The organism is Burkholderia sp. E168m23, assembly GCF_016586125.1.
Classification (GTDB): domain Bacteria; phylum Pseudomonadota; class Gammaproteobacteria; order Burkholderiales; family Burkholderiaceae; genus Burkholderia; species Burkholderia orbicola.
Genome location: NZ_BCPP01000748.1, coordinates 1 through 3,635, shown reverse-complemented (window position 1 = coordinate 3,635; position 3,635 = coordinate 1). Strand labels below are relative to the sequence as shown.

Below are 3,635 nucleotides of genomic sequence, written 5' to 3'. Positions count from 1 at the left end.
CGCCGATCACGTCGTAGCCGACCCCGAGCGCGCGCGGTTCGAGCCAGCCGCCGATGCCGATCACGATCGCGCCGAGCGCCGGCCACCACATCCAGTGCACGGGCAGTTTCGCGAAGGTGTCTTCGACGCGGTAGAGCGCCGCCGACAGGCCGCACGCGAGCATGCCGGACAGCAGGCCCGCGACGATGCACGACAGCAGCGCGACGGGCGTCGGCGCGGCGGTCGTCAGCGGAAACAGCGGATCGACGCCGAAGAACACCGTGCGTGCGAAGCCTGCCACCGCGCACGCGAGCGCGACCGGCAGGAAACTGCGCGGACGCCATTCGAACAGCAGCAGCTCGACCGCGAGCAGCACGGCGGCCACCGGCGTGCCGAACACGGCCGTCATGCCCGCGGCCGCACCGGCGACGAGCAGCGTCTTGCGTTCGGCGGCGGTCACGTGCACGCATTGCGCGATCAGCGAGCCGAGCGCGCCGCCCGTCATGATGATCGGGCCTTCGGCGCCGAACGGGCCGCCGCTCCCGATCACGACGCCGGACGACAGCGGCTTGAGGATCGCGACCTTCGGCGACATGCGGCTCTTGCCGAACAGGATCGCCTCGATCGCTTCCGGAATGCCGTGGCCGCGGATCTTCTCCGAGCCGAAACGCGCCATCAAGCCGACGATCAGCCCGCCGATCACCGGGACCGCGATCACCCATGCGCCCAGCGTGTTGGTCGCGGGCGAATGCTCGGCGAACGAGAACTGCCGGAAGAAGAACAGGTTCGTGAACAGGCGGATCAGGCTCAACAGCACGAACGCGGCAAGCGTGCTGAGCAGGCCGATCCCGGCGGCCAGCAACGCGATCCTGGGCAGGCGTGCGTTGGTCGAGAAATCGCGTTTGTGTGGGGCGTTCATCGGAGTGGGAGTGAGAGTGGCAAGGGCAAGGGTCAGGAATCGATCTGGGGAACCTGGAACGCGCCCTTGAGCGACTTCAGCTCGGCGCGATGCATGGCTGCGAGACGGGCGAGCAGCGTTTCGCCGGCCGGTTCGAGGTGGACTTCGACCTGGCGGCGGTCGGCTTCGCTCGGCTTGCGCTTCACGAGCCCGAGCGCTTCGCAGCGCGTCACCAGCGCCACGACGCCGTGGTGCTGCGCCTGCAGGCGTTCCGCGAGCTCGCCGATGGTCGCCCATTCGCGATGCGGATAGCCCTTGATGTGCAGCAGCAGCAGGTATTGCAGCGGCGTCACGCCTTCGCTTTGCGCGGCGCGTTCGGAGAAGCGCTCGAAGCGGCGCATCTGGTAGCGGAACTCGGACAGTTGCTGAAAATCGCTTTTCGCCAGCGCGCGTCGGGTATCGGTCATCGAGGTCGGGCAGTCGGTTACGGTGGCGATTAATATATCACAACATGACATAAATGGACGCAATCGTGCGGAATGGCTGCATTCCGCGTTGCGCGGGCGGGTACGGGGCGTGATGCGCGCTACGCGGCCTCGAGCATTTGGGTCTGCTGATAAAGGCCCGTGACGAGATCCGTCTGCGTGATGATGCCGACGAGCCGGTCCGACGCATCGACGACCGGAATATGGTGGTGGCCCGAATGCGTGAACAGCGGCACGAGCGCCGTGATCGGCAGCGTTTCCGGCACCGACGCGACGTCGCGCGTCATCACGGACGCGACGCTCGCGGGCCGGCCGCCGAACGATTGCGGCAACCGTGCGGACAGGCGCTGCCACAGCGGGGCCGGACGGCGCGGCGGGCGCGTGAGGTCGGCGCGCGTGACGATGCCGATGAGGCGGCCTTCGCCGTCGACCACGGGCAGCGCCTTCACGCGATGGCGGTCGAGCAGCGTGAGCGCGGCCGCGACCGACGTCGACGGCGCGACCTCGATCGCATGTTTCGTCATCAGGTCGGCGCACTTCAACTGGCCGAACGTGCGCGTATAAGCCTGCATTTCGGTTTCGCGCAGCAGCGTTTCGAGATCGTCCGGATCGACGTCGAGCCATTCGCTGCGACGCTTCAGCACTGCATCGAGGTCGCCGCGCGTGAAGCCGCCGCGCGCCGGTGCGGCGGCGCCGGCCTGCGGTTTCGCTTCGGGCCGCACGCCGCCGTGCGGGTAGCGGTGCCCGGTCAGCGTGTGATAGACGAGCGCGGCCGACAGCAGGATCGCCGATTGCAGCGCGATCGGCTGCAGGACGAAGCCGAAGCCGAGCGCATGAATCGCCGGGCCGCCGACCACGGCCGTGAGCGCGACGGCGCCCGACGGCGGGTGCACGCAGCGCAGCGCGAACATGCCGCCGATCGCGCAGGCGATCGCGACCGCGGCGGCCGTGATCGGATCGACGATCCATTGCGCGCACGCGACGCCGACCGTCGCCGCGACGAGATTGCCGCCGATGATCGACCAGGGCTGCGCGAGCGGGCTTGCCGACACCGCGAACAGCAGCACGGCCGATGCCCCCATCGGCGCGACGAGCAGCGGCACGAGGCCCGGCACGCCGGGCAGCAGCCGCATCGTGACGCCGACCGTCGCGATGCCCACGAGCGCACCGGCGCACGAGCGCAGGCGCTCGCGCCAGCCGAGGGTCATCGGATGGGGTATGAAGCTGTGCAGCCATTGCCGCAACGTGCGGCGCGACGGGGAGGAGCCTGACGACATGGACGGTAAGCGGTAAAAATCGACAACGCGGGGGGGCGCGGCGACGAGCGTCGAATTATATCGTGTTGTGATACAAATTGCCGCGCCGCATCATGCCGTTGCACGCGCGCGACGCGCAAGCCTTGCAAATTCCTTTCATCCCATGAGAGCTTGCGCATGCGTAACCGCGCAAATTTGTCTGCAGCGGCGTACAATTCGGCGCACTGAATTCCCCCGTCATGCCAGAACCCCGTCCGCGATGCCCGCTCTCCTGCCTTCCCCCCGGCCCGGTGATCGATTCGACGTGGTTCGCGGCCGTGTTCCGTTGCGCCTCTGACGCGAGCGCCGCCGACGCCTCCCCACTGACTCTCCCCAAGCCAATTCAATGGACATGCTCGAAAACATGCGCCTGTTCGTGCGCGTCGTCGAAGCCGGCAGTTTTACCGCCGTCGCGAAGGAAATCGACGCGACCACCGCGCAGGTGTCGCGCGCGGTCTCGAACCTCGAAGCCCACGTACAGACGCGCCTGCTGCATCGCACGACCCGCCACCTCGGCCTGACCGAAAGCGGCGAGCGCTATTTCGAGCGCGCGAAATCGATCCTCGCGGAACTCGACTACGCGAACGCGGAGGCGCGCAACGCGCTGCTGCGGCCGAGCGGCAAGATGCGCATCCATGCGATGACGGGGCTCGGGCAGAGTCATGTCGTGTCGTCGATCGTGCGTTACCAGGAGGACAACCCCGACGTGTCGGTCGAGCTGACGCTGGCGCAGCGGATGCCGAACCTGGTCGAAGAGGGGTATGACGTGTCGATCGTGACCGCGTCGCAGTTGCCCGATTCGGGCTATGTCGCGCAGACCTGCGGCACGAGCTGCAGCGTACTCGTCGCGTCGCGCGAGTATCTGGCCCGGCACGGCACGCCGCAGACGCCCGACGAACTGCCGAACCACGTCTGCCTGCGCCTCGACACGCCCGCCTCGCCGGCCGGCGAATGGCGGCTCGAGCGCAGTGACGGCGA

The 3,635-nt window shown here is 68.1% G+C and carries 4 protein-coding genes; 1 reads left to right on the top strand and 3 read right to left on the bottom strand.

Going from position 1 to position 3,635, the window contains the following annotated elements; genetic code table 11:
• The 3 genes from JMF90_RS28805 to JMF90_RS28795 form a co-directional block, all read right to left on the bottom strand.
• Positions 1-898, bottom strand: an 898-nt coding sequence (locus JMF90_RS28805; RefSeq protein ID WP_201325743.1) for a chloride channel protein, incomplete at its 3' end; no start/stop codon positions are given.
• Between the two features lie 32 nt (positions 899-930).
• A complete protein-coding gene (locus JMF90_RS28800; RefSeq protein ID WP_012339858.1) occupies positions 931-1,344 on the bottom strand; it encodes a MarR family winged helix-turn-helix transcriptional regulator in 414 nt (137 codons plus the stop codon).
• A gap of 119 nt (positions 1,345-1,463) precedes the next feature.
• Complete coding sequence (locus JMF90_RS28795) at positions 1,464-2,639, bottom strand: HPP family protein (RefSeq protein WP_011547573.1); 1,176 nt, start codon at positions 2,637-2,639, stop codon at positions 1,464-1,466.
• A 364-nt stretch (positions 2,640-3,003) separates the two neighbouring features.
• On the opposite strand from JMF90_RS28795, the gene JMF90_RS28790 reads away from it, so the two are divergent.
• The coding region (locus JMF90_RS28790; protein ID WP_201325742.1) for a LysR family transcriptional regulator at positions 3,004-3,635 on the top strand (632 nt) is incomplete at its 3' end.